Origin of the sequence: Trueperella sp. (assembly GCF_043424875.1) — a bacterium.
Taxonomy (GTDB): domain Bacteria; phylum Actinomycetota; class Actinomycetes; order Actinomycetales; family Actinomycetaceae; genus Trueperella.
Genome location: NZ_JBHWPL010000116.1, coordinates 1 through 14,855 on the forward strand (window position 1 = coordinate 1; position 14,855 = coordinate 14,855).

Sequence of the window (14,855 nt, forward strand, 5' to 3'; positions counted from 1 at the left end):
TGGCACTGTTTACTTCAACTACTGGTGGGGTCAGATTCCCGACGACGGCGCCACGATTGAAATATTTGAATCCTCCGGCAGTGAGGGAAAATCAGTACTCGATGAACTGACCGCGATCTCAGACACCATCGACTGGCCCGATGACACGTCGTGGGCCGGCGAAAAGTGGCGTTCCCTCTAGGCTCGCTCTAACGTTGCTCCCGATCCGTCCACAGATCGTTGTAGTGCTGGCCGATCGCATCGTATCGCTCGGCATATGCTGAGTGGCCGACTTCTTCTCGGTAATAGTCCATGAATTGACCACTCGTGCCGTTTTGCACCATCGTATCGTAACTGTCAAACCCTGACCCGTTCCAGGGCGACTTATTGCCCGTAGTTTCAAAATACTCATCGGGAGCCACGAGTTCCCGGTCGCCATCGGCAAACGGGGCATCTGGGTTCGTCCAGTTCTCAACAGGCATCTGAGTCAGTGCGTTGAGGTATGCTTGCTCCATTCTTGCCTGACCACCCGCTTCTTGTAGAGCGCGAGCCTGCTCAGCCTCGCTCAAGTTGTCGGTTGGAAGGACGGCCTCAGAGACCTGCCCAACTCCATAACCGACAATATCGCCAGCGATCGATTCGACTATTGGGTTATCAAAGACCTTGCCGAATGGAATGAATCCCACGCCCTTGTCGGCGAGCTTGTGAATCTGCGCATTGCGGTCATCGATTGCCGCTCCAGCCTGCTCGCTCGCGTCACCAGGCGCGGTTGTAAAGGCATAGCTAAGATTCCCCCACTTTCGAGTGATGGCATCGATTTCACTGGGCGTCGCATTGGTGTATCCGTTGTTAAACTCGTCAACGAGAGCGTCCTCATATGTTTTGGCCACTTGGTCGGCAAGATAGACGGTCGAAGCGGGTCTATTTTCAGGCCCCGCATCAAAGCCCATGTCGACGAACAGGCCACGCGAACCTTGCATCTCAGACATGAGGCTCTGGCTGATGTGAAGGTGCTTATGATCGGTGGACGATACATTATAATTGGATTGCATTGATCGCGCGAGGCCTTCAAGGTGATCGTCGAGGATATATCCTCCCCATTCCGCTAGACCTGGGTTGTTCGCACCGAACACGTCCCGACCATTGTTCAAATCCTGGTTACCCCACCAGAAACTATCGTGGTCCTCGGTGAGAGCTGACTGATAACCGCGTATATACTGCAGCGCAACATCCTGCGCTTGCTGCCGGCCCTCAATATCATTCGGATCGTCCGGCATATCCGCAGCCCCGGCGAGGAGCTCACCGATCTCACGTCCACCATCCCACGCGGGCCACGGAGAGTAGGGCGCGCCCAGCTTGTCGCGCCCAGAAATAAGATACTCCGCCATCCCCATGTGGCGTTCCTCATCACCGTTGTCGTAGGTGGTCATCGGACCAAAATCGAGGTCTTGAGCGAAAAACTCTCGTGTTCCGTCCACGTCTGGCCCCATGGCGACCATCATGTTGTATACGGGATCCAGTGAGGCGCCTTGTTCTTCCCCATAGGCGTAGTAGAACAAGCCCGATGCATAATGGGGTTCGGTTCCGTATTGGCGTTGGAATTCTTCTTCGAACTTCACGATGTCGTAACCGACCGCTGACGCGCGATCACCCCCGACACCGTTGAGGAAATCCCCGCCCAACACGATATCCGGATTGTAGTGATTGCCAAGAGCCATGATCGACGTCATCGCACTGTACCCGGAGATTGGGTAGCCCATCTCATTTGAGAGGTCTGTTCGACCTGTTGCGATCAACCCCTTATTAAACTCCGATCTCCATTCCGCGAGCGAGTTCGCATTGTCCACTGAGTTCTCGGAGAATTTCTCCCACGCCTCCCACACCTGCGGTGGTGAATCTGAGTTGTACTCACCGCCCGAGGCAATCGTCAAACCGGTGCCCAGCGAACCAAACATGTGTTGGAGAGCTTCAACCTTCTCCTCGCCCTCGCCATAGAAATTGGACTGCGAATAGTTCGCAACCCACCCGAGGACCTCGTCCGGATCCATGTCCGTGTAGAACGCTGTCGCAAAGAAGGGGTTTTGTAGATCGTCGCCATACTTATCCTGCCACTCTCTCAACCTCGCTGCATCCACGTCGGTGAGATCGCCCGACCCCGACATAATCTCACGAAGCTCCTCCGCCGCCTGCGGGGCATACTCATTCGCATACTCCCAGTGCATCTGCGCGCCCAACAGCCCATCATTCGACCCAAACAGATCGAGTCCAAGTTGGGTTCGATCAACGCCACCCGCATCACCGGCCGTCGCAGCAACCTCATCGGAGACGATCTCGGACAAGGCATTGCTCAGAGAATCCGCAAGCTCCTGCGCGGCGTTATCCACAGCAGTCACTTTTCCGTTATACGTCGCGGAAATCTCTTCTTGAGTCGTGTCTAGATCGTCCTTGATTCGTTCAAGCTCCGCCTCGAATGACGCATCATCGACGGTGTAGCTTTCCGGATCCGCTGCGGCTTTGTTCTTAGCGTCCTGCCACTCTCCTTCAATGCGCTCTTTCTCACTGTTGTACGTCGTCAGCGCTGAATCCCAGCGCCCTTGTTCAGTTTCGATGTCACCCTTCAGCGTCGAGTAGACCTCGCCATAGGTATCAAAGGCTTTTTGGCCGTTGGATAGCGCATCTTGAAGATCCCCAATGACGGAGGCAATGAACCGTAGCTCGCTGCCGTACGCTTCTCTAAACGCGCCACTCCACGCGCCCAGATTTTGATCAACGACGTCCCCGTCGTTGAGTGAGCGTCCAACGTTGAGGACCGCCTGCCCCAGCTCCGACAGCTCAGGAGACGGTTCGGAGGCAGGCACGGGAAGCGCTACATCTCCAGATTTGAAACTTGGCATTACTCGCCCTCACCCTCAGGAATATGACTCGCCAGAAACTTGAACTCCTCGACGATGTCCTGCTCCGTCGCATCCATATTGTTCACGCCCGTCGTCGTGCCTGAACCGAGCAGAGCGCACGCATCCGAAATCTCTAAAATAATTGCCTCGGCCAAGTTAAAGAAGTTCTTACCCTGCGTCCGCGCCGCATTGACGCCCTCATTGGTCGTCTTACCAGCCCCGCCAACGGTATCGACCGGGAGGGTAACCACAGCCCCGGAAACTTCCCCACCTAGATCGCTCGCACCATGGGAAATGCTGACATAAAGTGAAGCGTCGTCAGATACTTGACCCGCCAAGTCGTGCACTGCTTGGTAATCCATCTCGATAACGTCTGCCATGCTTGACCCCTCGGCTATTCGCTCGGCTAGTGAGTTATACGCCACCATCCTAACCGCATGTGCTCTCGTGTGCGCATTTCCTCTCTCTAGATTCTCACATAGAGAAACGCCCCTTCTTTTGAGCGGGATCTTTTCAGCCTCAACTGGCGTGTGATCGGCATTCGGTGAGGGCCTTCAGCGCCGGAGCCGAACTTCTGTCCGACTGGTGTGCACCGGCGTCGCCGAAAGGCTCGCCCCGCTAAAGTAGAGCGCAAATGCGCCAAGAGCGCCAAAGAAACGGTTCAAGGAGGCCCCGTGAGGGACGAAACGAAATACATCCACGCTGGCTACCAACCAGGAAACGGCGATCCGCGACAGCTGCCGATTGTTCAGTCGACGACGTACACCTACGACTCATCCGACGACATCGCCGCAGTGTTCGACGAGCCCACGCACGCCCTCATCTACTCGCGCTTTGCAAACCCGACCGTCATGGCGGTCGAGCAGAAGGTTGCGGATCTTGAAGGCGGCGCGGCGGCTATGGCGACGTCGTCAGGTCAGGCCGCAACGATGATTTCCATTATGAATCTGTGCTCGGCGGGCGACTCCTTCGTGACGTCGTCGGAGATTTATGGTGGCACGCTCAACCTTTTCTCGGTGACTCTCAAGAAGTTCGGCATTGAAGCGATCTACGTTGACCAGGATGCGCCGGAGGACGAGATCAAGGCGGCATTCAAGGACAACACGAAGCTGCTGTTCGGCGAGACGATCTCCAACCCCTCGATGGCGGTGCTCGACCTCGAGAAGTTCGCGAACATTGCTCACGACATGGGCGTCCCGTTCGTCGTCGACTCAACGTTCGCTACCCCGGTGCTGTGCAAGCCGATCGAATACGGCGCCGACATCGTCATCCACTCAACCTCGAAGTACATGGACGGCCACGCCGTTCAGGTGGGCGGCATGATCGTCGATTCCGGGACGTTCGACTACACGAACGGCAAGTTCCCGGACTTCACCGAGCCGGACGAGTCCTACCACGGGGTCGTCTACACCAAGGACTACGCGGTTGCGCCAAACATCATCAAGGCGCGCATGCAGCTCATGCGCGATTTCGGCATGTACCCCGCCGCCCACTCGGCCTTCGTCCTGAACCTCTCGTTGGAGTCGCTTGATGTGCGCATGCGCCGCCACTGCGAGAACGGACTCAAGGTGGCCCAGTACCTCGATTCGCGCCGCGACGTGCTGAGCGAGGTTCGCTACCCCGGCCTCGAGAGCTCGCCGTACCACGAGATCGCGAAGAAGTACCTCAAGGGTGGCTACTCGGGCGTCATCTCGATCGACGTCGGCAGCCGCGAGAACGGCGTGAAGTTCATGGACGCGCTGAAGCTGATTTCGCGCGAGGTGCACGTGGCCGATTCGCGCTCGTGCGTGCTGCACCCCGCGTCGATGACACACCGCCAGCTGACGGACGAGGGGCTCGTCGAGGCAGGAATCACGCCGGGACTCGTGCGGGTGTCGATTGGGCTCGAGAATGCCGACGACGTGATCGAGGATCTCGCACAGGCTCTCGACTCGCTGAAGTAGGGTCCGCACAGGCCAGAGCCAATCGCGTCCGCGAGATTAATATCTTGACGTGAAAATATCGTTCCCGCGCTGTAGTGTGTGTCTAGCGACACCTAAAATATGTGTCTAGCGACACGTACTCGGATTTTTCAAAGGGGAAAAGAATGTCAGAATACAAGCTCGTTTTCCATATCAACGAAAATGATCGCTGGCCCTTTACACTGCGCTCGGTACGAAACTTCGTGCGCGCAGATGCCGCAAACAAGGCAGTGGTCGTTGCCAACGGTGGAGCCGTGCGCTCCTTCTCCCAACTCGAAGCGGATCCGAACCGCATGGCACGCATCCGCGGCCTGGAGGCCGAGGGCGTGGACTTCGTCGTGTGCGAGATCGCGCTCGGCGAGCGTCAGGTCAAGGCCGAGCTCATCCCCGATTACGTCCGCGTCGTCGACGCCGGCATCGTCGAGATCGCTCAGCTCCAGTCCGAGGGCTACGGCTACGTCAAGGCCTAACGCCCACCGACGCATCGAGCAGCGCTAGCCGGCGAGCTGGCCTCGGAGCACGGTGAACTTCGAGTTACGCGCAATCTGCTGCACCCGATCGAACCGCGCCTCGACCTCTGGCCGGTAGCGCAGGTGGTTGTTGTGCACCATGTATAGGCGGCCGCCGGGGCGTAGCAGCCGGCGGCCGGCGTCGAGCAACCCCTGCACGAGGGTCGCGTCAATCGCAGTGCCATCGTGGAACGGCGGATTGAGTAGCACGACGTCGGCCACCCCGTCCCCTTCATCACCCGCGGCATCGTCCCAGGTCATCCGTGCGCGCCCGGCGTCCACGAATTCGCGGAGAGTCAACGACGCCGATACCACGGCATCCGCGTGAGTATCCGTTGCGAGCACCTTGGCCTCGGGCAGGGCATCGAGAACCGCGAGCGCAACCGAGCCGTTGCCACAGCCGAGGTCAACCACGTCGAGGTCGGTCCGCTCCGGCTCGGATGGTCGCGCCCACGTATCCCAGGGGTTTGCCGCCGCCTTGCGGCTGAGCGTTTCAGCCGTGAGTTCTTTGAGCGCCTCCGCGGCGAGGAACTGCCCGCCGTAATCCTCGTCCGCGCCGCTGAACACGCCGCCCACACCGAAGATTGGTCCGGCCTGTGAATCACCCACGGCTGGCGCGTAGGTGCGCCCGGTCGGCTCGCCGCTGGAGATGAGAGCCCGGAACTTCCCTCGCCCTCGGCTCGCGCGCACGTCGGAGTAGTATTCGGCCAGCGTGGCGTTGTGGCCGCGGTCCATGTGTTTGTTGTTCGCACCGATCACGAGCACCGCTCCGCTTGCTGCGGCAGCGGCCGCAACATAGGCGGTCTCCTCCAGCGACTTCGGCACGTGTCCGATCGCCAGATCGAGAGGAGCGGCAAGGAACTCGTCGAGGCGAAGCGGACCATCGGCCCCCGCAACGCTCACGCGATCGTCGTCGCCGATCGCCTGTTGCGCGCCGCGCGCCTGGTCGATCGTGCGCGAGCCGAGCAACACGGCCTCCACGCCCTGCCACCCGAGTACCGAACGGAGCAGATCGCCGGAGGGGTCGTCGAGTACGGCCACGCGACGCGGTTGCGCCACCTCGCCGAGCGCGACATCAACAATGAGCTCATCGAGCGTTGAAATATCCATACTCACATCCTCGACTGCGTGGCATTCCACCACGTGTTGATTCCAGATTCCACCGCGTGCTCGTCGATGCGCGCGAGTTCGTCGCTATTGAAGTCGGTGTTGTCCAGCGCGCCGAGTGAGTCCTCGAGCTGGCCCACCGACGACGCCCCCACGAGCGCCGTCGTCACCGTGCCGGCGCCTTGCTCGCGAAGAATCCAGGCGATCGCCATCTGCGCCAGCGTCTGCCCGCGATCGCGCGCGATGTCGTTGAGCGCGCGCACGTGATCGAGAGTTTCCGGCGCGAAGTAGCTCTCGGAGACCTTGCCCTTGTCGAGCCGCGAGCCCTTAGGTACGCCGTTCAGATACTTGTTCGTCAGCAGACCCTGCGCGAGCGGTGAAAACGCGATGATGCCCATGCCTTCCTCAGCCGCCGTGTCGAGTAGCGAGGGTTCGCCGTCTTCCACCCAGCGATTGAGCATCGAGTACGAAGGCTGGTGGATGACCAGCGGCGTGCCGAGCTCGCGCATGATCGCCTGAGCCTGCGCGGTCGCAGGCGCCGAGTAGGAGGACAGGCCCGCGTACCGGGCTTTGCCGGACCGGACGGCGTCGTGAAGCGCAAGCATGGACTCTTCCAGCGGAACGTCCGGGTCGGGGCGGTGATGGTAGAAAATATCGACGTAATCCATGCCGAGGCGCCGAAGGGATTCGTCGAGCGAATTGAGCAGATAGCCGCGCGAGCCGCCAAAACCCGTGGGCCCGGGCCACATCGCCATGCCGGCCTTCGTGGAGATCACGAGCTCGTGGCGGTGCGCCTTGAGGTCCTTGGCCACGATCCGCCCGATGTTCTCCTCGGTTGAGCCCGCCGGCGGGCCGTAGTTGTTGGCGATATCGATGTGGATGATCCCGCGGTCGAACGCGTAGCGCACGATGTCGCGCTGGGTCTGAAACGGCGTATCGTCGCCGAAATTGTGCCACGTGCCAAGCGCAATTCGGGGCAGATGCAGGCCGGAGCGGCCGCAGCGCCCGATCGGAACGTCGTCGTACCTGGACTCGGCGGGATTCCAAAAGTCGTCGGTGGGCTGGAAGTTCGTCGGTTTCATATGAGCATTGTTTCACGACGACGCCCGCGCGGCGCCCGTTGACACCTGCGGGCGAAATCGCATAGCCTGTCGATATGGCGACGATTGAAAATTCAACCAATGGCACAGAACCGGCACCCTCGACCCAGACGGAGAACGGCACCTACGTGGATGGCGGCAAGCCCTACGAGCGCGACATGCGCTACGTGACCACCCGCATCACCAAGGACGGCCGCGACGGCTTCACCCCCGAGGCCGGCCGCTACCGCCTCGTGGCTGCCCGCGCGTGCCCGTGGGCGAACCGCACCCTCATCGTCCGCCGGCTTCTGGGCTTGGAGGACGCCATCTCCATCGGCCTGCCCGGCCCCACCCATGACAAGAACTCGTGGACGTTCGACCTCGACGAGGGCGGAAAGGATCCGGTCCTCGGCTACGAACGCCTCCAGGAGGCATACTTCGCACTCGACCCGGACTACCCGCTGGGCATCACCGTGCCCGCGATCGTCGACACCACCACGGGCAAGCTCGTCACCAATGACTTCGACCAGATCACCCGCGACTTTTCCTCCGAGTGGACCGACTTCCACCGCGAGGGCGCACCGAACCTGTGGCCGGCCGACCAGCTCGAGGAGATGGAAGAGGTCATGAAGCGGATCTTCACCGAGGTCAACAACGGGGTCTACCGTTGCGGCTTCGCGGGCTCCCAAGAACACTACGAGGATGCCTACGATCGACTATGGACGGCGATGGATTGGCTGGAAGATCGGCTCGCCGACCGCCGCTACCTCATGGGCGAGCACATCACGGAAGCCGACGTTCGCCTGTTCACCACGCTCGTCCGCTTCGACGCCGCCTACCACGGCCACTTCAAGACAAACCGCAACAAGCTCACCGAGATGCCCGTGCTGTGGGCCTACGCGCGCGACCTGTTCCAGACCCCAGGCTTTGGCGACACGGTGGATTTCCAGCAGATCAAAGAGCACTACTACATCGTGCATGCGGACATTAACCCCACGCAGATCGTGCCGAAGGGCCCCTCGCTCGAGGGCTGGCTTACCCCGCACGGACGCGACGAGCTCTCGGATGATCCGTGGGCGGGTGGCACTGCTCCCGGCCCCGTACGAGACGGCGAGGAGGTCCAGGCCGGGCACAACCCGCTCGTGTCCTAGACAGGCGCACTCTCACACCGTTGCTCGCGGGCGCGCATGAAGCGCGCTTTTGTATGCTGAAGCCATGAGGGTATTTTTCAACCGAATCAAGCAGTTACTGAGCTCGCGCCTATGGGCGTGGCCACTACTCACGGGCATTGTAGGCATCGCACTCGGCGTGGTCCTCACGTCGATATCGGTCTCAACAGACGCGATGCTCTCCCGCTTCCTGTGGCCAGGCGATTCCGAGTCCGCGGCCTCGATGATTTCGTTCATCTCGTCCACGCTGTTGACGGTGTTGACGACGACGATCTCGATGACGCTCATCGTCCTCCAGGTCGCCTCGGGAAGCTTCTCGCATCAGTTGTTGCGCGACTTTATTTCCTCGCGCGCCGTTCGCGGCATCTTGGGCGTGTACGTGGGCCTGTTCGCCTACTCAGTCATGGTTGCGCGATCGCTCGACACCAACGACGACGTTCCGCCGCAACTCGCCATGACCGTTGCCATGGTCGGCATCTTCCTCGCTGTGGCGACCTTTATTTGGTACGTCTCGCGCGTGGTGGACATGGTTCGCGTGGACACGATTCTGTCGACGTCGGCAAATCGCGTGCTGAAACTCGCCAAGCCCCTCATGAAGTCCGGTTCGAAGTTCCCGGAAAAAGATCCGGTCGAGCGCCCTGAGGTCCCCACGGATGCCAAGGCGATTCGCGCAGGGAGCTTCGGCTTCGTCCAGTCGGTCGACGTTGATCACGCCATGGACTGGGCACGCAGCAGCGAGACCACCGTCGTCATTGACATTCGACCAGGCGATTCGGTCATGGAAGGCCAGCCGATGGGGTGGTACTGGGGCGGCGACGACGACGAGGAGGTCCCGCACTTCATTTACATTGGCGAGGAGCGGGCCTCCGGCGCCGATTTCTCGCTGGGCCTCCAGCAGATCCTCGACATCGCGGTGCGCGCGCTGAGCACGTCGAGCAACGATCCAACCACGGTCACCCACGCGATTGGTCACGGCGGGCGCATCCTGCGGGCAGTCGCCTCCGACCCGCTTGAGCCCATTGCACGGTTCGAGGACGAGAAACCCGACGACGACGAGGACAGCGAGCCCGGCAGGTTGCTCGTGTGGTCAGCAACGCGAACGATTGACGAACTCGTCTCGCGATTCGTGGGAAGCATCCGCCGCTACGCGGGCGGAGAGGTCGCGGTTTTGACCCGGTTACTCATGATGCTGGATTCGATTGATTCCGTGGCGCCCGAATCGACGCGCAAGCTCATCAACGACGAGCGCACGCGCATCGTCAGGATGGCCAAGAGCGAGGTCGCCGAAAGCTATGACCTAGAGATCGTGCTCGAGGCTGCGCACTGGGACCACGACGAAGAAGAGCCGAATCCCGATGCTGACGATCTCACCGCCCACAAACGCGCACAGTTCGAAGTCTAGGTAAACGCCACCTAGCGGCACGCGGGTCACCTCTCGGTAGCCGTGTGCGATAGTGTCAACGAGTACAGCAAGCGACGCCGGAGTAGGCAATGAGTTTGATCGACCGTTTTAAGCGGAGCACCACCAGCGATGAGGACGCCGTCATCGCTGCCCGACAAGAGGCCGAAGAGCGGGCCAAGGCTCACAAGCGCATCATCACCCACGACGACCTTGACGTGCTTGCCCAGAACAAGGCACAGGGCACGTGGGGCGGCATGGTCGCCCCACCGGGAGACCGGATCCACGCACTGGGTATCCCCCACTGGCTCGCCAAGTACGGGCTCGGAGCCTGGATGCTTGTGGGGATCGCGCTCATCATCATCGGAATCACCACGGCGCTCGGCACCGTGTCCGAGGTTTTCCTCGGCGTCTTCCTCGCCTTCGTGTTGACCTCGGTGCTCCACCCGATGGTGGAGTGGCTGGATAAGTACATGCCACGCTTCCTTGCGACCGCGCTGGCGCTCATTTTTGGTTTCCTCGTCTTCGGCGGAATGCTCACGTACGTCATCTTTTCGGTGGCCAACGAATGGGAAGATCTGGCCGCACAGTTCGAGGAGGGCGTGGACGACATCCTCGGCTTCTTCACCGACGGTCCGCTGCCGATCGACATCACGCGCGAAGAAATCACCGAGGCGATCGGCAACGCCGTGAGCAGTGGAACCGAATGGATTCAGGCAAACGCGGGCACTGTGGCCTCCACGGTGGCAACCAACGCCGGTCAAGTCGCCATGATCCTCACGATTTTGGCTCTCGCCCTGTTCGTCACCGCCACGCTCTTGGCGCAGGGCCCGCAGATGTGGCTCTGGGCGCTCAACCTGCTTCCCGATCGCAACCGCGAGCGCGTGAACCTCGGTGCTTATGCGGGGTGGATCGCCTTCTCCGGATACGCCCGTGGCACCGTCATCATCTCCCTCATCAACGGGGTACTGGCCTTCATCTTCCTCAGCATCGTCGGTGTTCCGCTCGCGGCGCCGCTGGCCGTGCTCGTCCTCATCGGTACGTTTATCCCGCTCGTCGGTGCGCCGGCCGCGATGATCATCGCGATGATCGTGGCTCTCGCCTCCGGTGGAACCGTGGACTTCGTCGTCGTCGGTCTTGGAATCGCGCTCATCGGGCAGCTCGAAGGTAACTTGTGGCAGCCGCTCATCATGGGTCAGCAGGTCTCGATTCACCCCGCCCTCGTCGCCGTCGGTGTGGCGGCCGGTGGTTTTGCGGGCGGACTCGTGGGCGCAGTGATCGCCATTCCTATCATGGCGATCGTATGGTCGGTCTACCGCACGCTGAACCAGCCGGAGGCCCCGCTCGATGAGATCCCCTACGTCCCCAAGGAACGCGTACTTCCCGACGACGACTAGCCCACCCGCGCTCACCGAGCGCACAAAGGTCTAAGGTAGAGATATGGAACTAAGCGACAATCTGAAACCTGTAGAAGCACTCGTTGGCACGTGGGAAGGCGCGGGCGTGGGCGTCTACCCCACGATCAAGACCTTCGAATACCGCGAGGAAATCACGTTTACGAACATCGGCAAGCCGTTCCTGCACTACATCCAGCGCACGTGGAACGCCGAGGGCATGCCGATGCACACCGAGACCGGCTACCTGCGAATTCCCGGCAACGGAACGGCCGAGTTTATTCTCGCGCTGCCCACCGGCCAGACGGAGCTTCTCGAGGGAACACTCGAGGAAACCGAGGGCGGCTTCCACATCGAGCTCACGGGCAAGGTGCAAAACTCGGCGACAGCCAAGCAGGTTGATTCCACCGAGCGCACCTTCACCCTCGACGGCGATCGCCTGCGCTCAACGATGGGCATGGCCGCCGTGGGAGTCATGATGGAGAACCACCTGACCGCCGAGTACAGGCGCCAGGATTCCTAGGGTCGCTTTCGGATACCCCACGGGGTATTGTGGTTGCCATGCGTTTAAGGCTTGAGCAAGCAATGTCCGCACTGCGCCTCTGGACGAGGCGGCAGTGGACGGTGGCGATCCTCGCCGGCGTCGCGTCCGCCCTCTTCATCGGATTCGCTACCGTCCTCATCCCGAACCCCGTGTTCGGGCGGGACATCCCGCCCGTGTGGTGGAACTACCCGGTATGGATCATCACGTCGGTTCTCATGGGAATGCTCGTTGCCACCTACGTCAAGGGCACCCCGCAGATGGACGACAGGTCCGAGACCCGCACTACCGCGCTTGGCACGGTCGGCGGGATACTCGCATGGTTCGCGGTGGGCTGCCCGGTCTGTAACAAGCTCGCGCTGATCGCGCTCGGCTACTCCGGTGCGATCACCTGGTTCGCGCCGGTCCAGCCGTGGCTGGGCGTCATCGCCATGGTCGTCACGGCGCTCGCCCTCGTTTACCGCCTCAGCGGTCAGATCTCCTGCACGATCACGCCGAAGCAACTGGCCGACGCCGAGCCGCAGGCCAAGACCCCGAACTTCATCTAGAAGCCCCGCGCGAGTTTCCGTGCACTCTCCTGTGCGCTCCTCCCGCGCACCGGCCCGCCGACGCGCTCACCAGACCCTAGCCCTTCAGGGCGCCCTTTAGTACGCTTTCTCCAATGGCCAGCAACGGCGCTGGCCCGCGTGAAAGAGCTGTAGATGACGAGTTTCGTGGATGTCACCAACATGGCCCGCTGGGCCTTTGACACGGGGATCGAGAAGATCACGTCCGAGATGATGGAGTACCTAGCCGACGATTTTCACCAGTGGGATTCCTTTGAGAAGATCCCGCGAGTGGCCAGCCACTCCCCGATCGGCGTGATTGAGCTGATGCCGATCTCGGATAGTCGCGAATATTCGTTCAAGTACGTCAATGGTCATCCGTCGAATCCCGCTCGCGGGTTTCAAACGGTCACCGCGTTCGGCATGCTCGCCGACGTCGACAACGGATACCCCACCTTCGTCGCCGAGATGACCATCCTAACGGCGCTGCGAACGGCGGCCGTGTCAGCGCTGGTCGCTCAGCGGCTCGCGCGTCCCGATTCACGCGTCCACGCCATGATCGGCACCGGGTCGCAAGCTGAGTTCCAGGCGCTCGCCATGCGCGGTGCGCTCGGCGTGGAATCCTTGCGTGTATTCGACATCGACCCGGCGGCCATGGATAAGTTCCGGCGCAACATCGAGCCGCTCGGCTTTGACATCGAGATCTGTTCGTCTGCCGACGACGCCGTCCGCGGGGCCGACGTCATCACCGTCTGTACCGCTGACAAGCAGCATGCGACCGTCCTCCACGACTCGCAAGTGACCCCCGGCGTACACCTGAACGCCATTGGCGGTGACTGCCCCGGCAAGACCGAACTCGAGGCGGCCATTGTGGAGCGATCCACCGTGTTCGTGGAGTTCGAGCCGCAGACCCGCATCGAGGGTGAGATCCAACAGATGGCGCCCGACTTCCCGGTGGTGGAATTCGCGGACGTCGTGCGGGGCATGCATCCCGGGCGGACCTCGGACGATGAGATCACGCTCTTTGATTCGGTGGGCTTTGCGATGGCCGACTTCTCGGCTCTGAAGTACGTGCGCGACGCCGTGGCAGACACCCACTACGTCGACGACATCGAGCTCATTGCCGATCCCGATGACCCCAAAGATCTATTCTCGTTGATCGTCCCCTCAATGAGCCCGATCCTCTAACCCATACCGACCCAAGGATGCCCAGGCACGAGCGCCTGGGCGTCCTTGAGTACGCGACTTACGCGGCTAGCCTTCTCCGGTTGAGGAGCACCGCACCGCCGATGAGCAGAGTCAGCGACAGGCCAAGTGCAGGAATCGTTCCGCTCATACCGGTCTTCGGCAACGGCTCATCAGGTGTGGGCTTCGGATCGGGCGTTGGGGGTACTCGCCCTGCTTCACCGTTGCGCTTGCAGGGTAAGCCGCATCGAAATTGCGGGTGTATGTGACGGCGAAACCAGTTTCGACGTCGCCCGTCACGGTCTTCGTGAAGTTCTCCAGATCACCAAACTCGAACGCGTAGCTGTTCATCGTCTTGTACTTATGCCCGGAGCTAGTTGCCGGAATCTTAAAGTAGGAGAGATCGTTCAGCTGGCTCTTGGTCAGCGCCTGAGGATTGCCGCCGTAACGGTTAGCCATGAGCGAGTACGTCGTCGACGTACCGGTGTTGTTCAGGGTGGTTTCAACCGTCTTCGAGTTGGTCGGGGTGTAATAGTTGCCCGTGCGCGTCGCCTTCATGGTGGTCGGCTGCGCCACCTCGCCAACAAACGTCACAGTCACCGACGGATCGTACTCTTGCTCGAGGTTCGCCACCTGCGCTGGATCAGACAAATCCGCACCACCACTGTGGTAGAACGTAATCTGCTTGCCGTGTGCAACAGCAGTTGCACGAACCATCGGCACGCTCGCGGAGTACGAGAGCTCGGTGACGCCATCAGCGGCGTACTTCGGAAGCGGCGCGGTGTAGTTGACAATCGCGTGGTGATACTCGCCCAAATCAGTGCGGGTCGGCGAAGAGTTCGCCTCTGTGACCGTCACCCTTTCGGAAGTTCCATCGCTGGATTTAATTGTCAGAGGAATACTCCACGACGTCGCATTGACGGCGTCCGGGCCGATCATTGCTAGGTTGAACCGAGACTTCCTGAGTCTCTTCTGGTGCGGCAACGGCCGCCTGAACGCCTTGCGTCGGACAAGTCACTTTTTAAAAGTATGCGATACTCTTCGATTCCCTTACCAGGCGTTTCGGAGACGCGACTTCAACACCAGATTCATA

Annotated in this window: 16 protein-coding genes; 10 read left to right on the forward strand and 6 right to left on the reverse strand. The window is 60.9% G+C overall.

Features of this window, described 5'->3' with window-relative positions; translation table 11 throughout:
- On the forward strand, window positions 1-181 hold a 181-nt coding region (locus ACHFFR_RS09430), incomplete at its 5' end, for a hypothetical protein (RefSeq protein ID WP_394264011.1).
- Between the two features lie 7 nt (window positions 182-188).
- Here the strand turns inward: ACHFFR_RS09430 and ACHFFR_RS09435 are convergent.
- Both ACHFFR_RS09435 and ACHFFR_RS09440 read right to left on the reverse strand, forming a co-directional pair.
- The gene (locus ACHFFR_RS09435) at window positions 189-2,873 is read right to left on the reverse strand and encodes a hypothetical protein (protein ID WP_394264012.1); all 2,685 of its coding nucleotides are present in this window, start codon (window positions 2,871-2,873) and stop codon (window positions 189-191) included.
- Window positions 2,873-3,253 (reverse strand): hypothetical protein, encoded by a 381-nt coding sequence (locus ACHFFR_RS09440; RefSeq protein ID WP_394264013.1) that lies wholly within the window; start codon window positions 3,251-3,253, stop codon window positions 2,873-2,875. Before ACHFFR_RS09440 ends, ACHFFR_RS09435 begins: the two co-directional genes overlap by 1 nt.
- Before the next feature lie 294 nt (window positions 3,254-3,547).
- On the opposite strand from ACHFFR_RS09440, the gene ACHFFR_RS09445 reads away from it, so the two are divergent.
- Together ACHFFR_RS09445 and ACHFFR_RS09450 are read left to right on the forward strand one after the other, a co-directional pair.
- Window positions 3,548-4,816: an O-acetylhomoserine aminocarboxypropyltransferase/cysteine synthase family protein gene (locus ACHFFR_RS09445; protein ID WP_394264014.1), complete on the forward strand. Its 1,269-nt coding sequence runs from the start codon at window positions 3,548-3,550 to the stop codon at window positions 4,814-4,816.
- 143 nt (window positions 4,817-4,959) lie between these two features.
- Complete coding sequence (locus ACHFFR_RS09450; RefSeq protein WP_394264015.1) at window positions 4,960-5,304, forward strand: DsrE family protein; 345 nt, start codon at window positions 4,960-4,962, stop codon at window positions 5,302-5,304.
- 24 nt (window positions 5,305-5,328) lie between these two features.
- On the opposite strand, the gene ACHFFR_RS09455 is transcribed toward ACHFFR_RS09450, so the two are convergent.
- Both ACHFFR_RS09455 and ACHFFR_RS09460 read right to left on the reverse strand, forming a co-directional pair.
- Complete coding sequence (locus ACHFFR_RS09455) at window positions 5,329-6,453, reverse strand: class I SAM-dependent methyltransferase (protein ID WP_394264016.1); 1,125 nt, start codon at window positions 6,451-6,453, stop codon at window positions 5,329-5,331.
- A gap of 2 nt (window positions 6,454-6,455) precedes the next feature.
- Window positions 6,456-7,532 (reverse strand): aldo/keto reductase, encoded by a 1,077-nt coding sequence (locus tag ACHFFR_RS09460; protein ID WP_394264017.1) that lies wholly within the window; start codon window positions 7,530-7,532, stop codon window positions 6,456-6,458.
- Between the two features lie 74 nt (window positions 7,533-7,606).
- Here ACHFFR_RS09460 and ACHFFR_RS09465 point away from each other — a divergent pair, with 74 nt between their 5' ends.
- The 6 genes from ACHFFR_RS09465 to ACHFFR_RS09490 all read left to right on the forward strand — a co-directional run bounded on the left by ACHFFR_RS09465 (window position 7,607) and on the right by ACHFFR_RS09490 (window position 13,765).
- Window positions 7,607-8,680, forward strand: coding sequence for a glutathione S-transferase family protein (locus ACHFFR_RS09465; RefSeq protein ID WP_394264018.1), 1,074 nt, complete (start codon window positions 7,607-7,609; stop codon window positions 8,678-8,680).
- Between the two features lie 64 nt (window positions 8,681-8,744).
- Complete coding sequence (locus ACHFFR_RS09470; RefSeq protein ID WP_394264019.1) at window positions 8,745-10,100, forward strand: DUF2254 domain-containing protein; 1,356 nt, start codon at window positions 8,745-8,747, stop codon at window positions 10,098-10,100.
- Window positions 10,101-10,195: 95 nt separating this feature from the next.
- Window positions 10,196-11,494: an AI-2E family transporter gene (locus ACHFFR_RS09475; RefSeq protein WP_394264020.1), complete on the forward strand. Its 1,299-nt coding sequence runs from the start codon at window positions 10,196-10,198 to the stop codon at window positions 11,492-11,494.
- A 43-nt stretch (window positions 11,495-11,537) separates the two neighbouring features.
- Window positions 11,538-12,014, forward strand: coding sequence for an FABP family protein (locus ACHFFR_RS09480; protein ID WP_394264021.1), 477 nt, complete (start codon window positions 11,538-11,540; stop codon window positions 12,012-12,014).
- 38 nt (window positions 12,015-12,052) lie between these two features.
- Window positions 12,053-12,580, forward strand: a complete 528-nt coding sequence (locus ACHFFR_RS09485; RefSeq protein WP_394264022.1) for a hypothetical protein — start codon at window positions 12,053-12,055, stop codon at window positions 12,578-12,580.
- A gap of 153 nt (window positions 12,581-12,733) precedes the next feature.
- Window positions 12,734-13,765 carry an ornithine cyclodeaminase gene (locus ACHFFR_RS09490; protein ID WP_394264023.1) on the forward strand — a complete coding sequence of 344 codons (1,032 nt, stop codon included), beginning with the start codon at window positions 12,734-12,736 and terminating at the stop codon, window positions 13,763-13,765.
- A 58-nt stretch (window positions 13,766-13,823) separates the two neighbouring features.
- Here the strand turns inward: ACHFFR_RS09490 and ACHFFR_RS09495 are convergent, their stop codons facing one another.
- Window positions 13,824-13,913: a hypothetical protein gene (locus ACHFFR_RS09495; protein WP_394264024.1), complete on the reverse strand. Its 90-nt coding sequence runs from the start codon at window positions 13,911-13,913 to the stop codon at window positions 13,824-13,826.
- Complete coding sequence (locus ACHFFR_RS09500) at window positions 13,910-14,620, reverse strand: hypothetical protein (protein WP_394264025.1); 711 nt, start codon at window positions 14,618-14,620, stop codon at window positions 13,910-13,912. Before ACHFFR_RS09500 ends, ACHFFR_RS09495 begins: the two co-directional genes overlap by 4 nt.
- Between ACHFFR_RS09500 and ACHFFR_RS09505 the strand changes: the two genes are divergently transcribed.
- Window positions 14,610-14,855, forward strand: a 246-nt coding sequence (locus ACHFFR_RS09505; protein WP_394264026.1) for a hypothetical protein, incomplete at its 3' end; no start/stop codon positions are given. The two genes, ACHFFR_RS09500 and ACHFFR_RS09505, sit on opposite strands and share 11 nt — an antisense overlap.